Annotated in this window: 1 protein-coding gene; it reads right to left on the reverse strand. The window is 67.7% G+C overall.

The window, feature by feature from the left end:
- Positions 1-1,323 (reverse strand): multidrug efflux RND transporter outer membrane subunit SmeF (gene smeF, locus AB4Y84_RS21650; RefSeq protein ID WP_442250932.1); only part of this gene is annotated, 1,323 nt, incomplete at its 3' end.
- Between the last annotated feature and the right edge of the window lie 63 nt (positions 1,324-1,386).

Genomic DNA, 1,386 nt, shown 5'->3' on the forward strand with positions numbered 1-1,386 from the left:
CAGCTGGCTCTGCTGCGCGTTGTAGGCAGTACGACGTGCATCCAGCAGGGTGACGAAGCTGTCCAGGCCCGCGTCATAGCGCGCCTGCGACAGGCGGTTGGCCTGCTCGGCCGCTTCCACCAGGCGCTGCTGCGAGGCCGCCTGTTCATCCAGGCTGACATTCAATGCCAGCGCATCGGCGGTTTCGCGGAAACCACTCTGGATCGACTTTTCGTACTGCGCCAGCGCGATATCGCGGTCGGCGTTGGCCACGGCCAGGTTCGCGCGCAGCTTGCCACCCTGGAAGATCGGCAAGGTGATCTTCGGCAGGAAGCTCCACATCCGCGTACCGCTGTCGAACAGGCCGGACAATTCACCAGAGCCACTGCCGATGCTGCCGGTCAGCGAGATGCTGGGGAAGAACGCAGCGCGTGCGGCACCGATGTTGGCATTGGCGGCCAGCAGCTGATGCTCCGCCGCCATGATGTCCGGGCGCTGCAGCAGCACGTCGCTGGGCAGGCCGGCCGGCGGTGGCGCCAGCGCAAGCACCTGCGGCGCGATGCTGTCCGGCAGCAGCGCAGGATCCAGCTGGCCACCGGCCAGCAGCGCCAGCGCGTTGCGGTCCTGCGCCAGCTGCCCACGCAAACGCGCGGCATCGGTGCGCGCGGTTTCCACCAGGGTGCGGGTCTGAGTCAGTTCCAACCCCGAACTGCCACCGCGCTCATGGCGTGCTTCGGCCAGGCGCAGCGAATCCTCATAGGTTTTCACCGTTGCCTCGGCGATCGCCAGACGCTGCTGGTCGGCGCCGTAGGTCAACCAGGCGGTGGCGGTCTCGGCCACCAAGCTCAGCTGCGCGTTGCGGCGGTTGGCGGCTACAGCGAAGTACTGCTGCAGCGCGGCTTCGCTCAGGTTGCGCACGCGGCCGAACAGGTCCAGTTCGAACTCGGCCACGCCGACACCCGCACTGAACTGCTCGGTCACCGGCACGTCGCCACCGCGGCGGTCCATCTGCCCGGTCACGGCCACGCCCGGTACGCGGTCTGCGCGCTGCACGCGATACTGGCCACGCGCCTTTTCGACGTTGAGCACGGCCACGCGCAGGTCGCGGTTGTTGTCCAGCGCCTGGCCGATCACCTGCTGCAGGCGCTCGTCGGTGAAGAAGTCGCGCCAGCCGACCGCGGCTGCATCGGCCACTTCGCCCTGCGCGGCTTCAGCCGGCCACTGCGACGGAATGGCCGGGGCCACTGCGGTGTTCTTCGGCGCCAGGGTGCCGCAGCCGGCAAGCGCCAGTGCCGCAGCGATGGAGAGGAACAGAGATGCACTTTTCATTGGAATGACTTCCATCGGTACTGCCGGATGGCAGGAGGTAGTGCCGGCCGCTGGCCGGCAACCTCATTGGATTCACAT

This window comes from Stenotrophomonas sp. 2YAF22 (assembly GCF_052114665.1).
GTDB classification, from domain to species: Bacteria; Pseudomonadota; Gammaproteobacteria; order Xanthomonadales; family Xanthomonadaceae; genus Stenotrophomonas; species Stenotrophomonas indicatrix.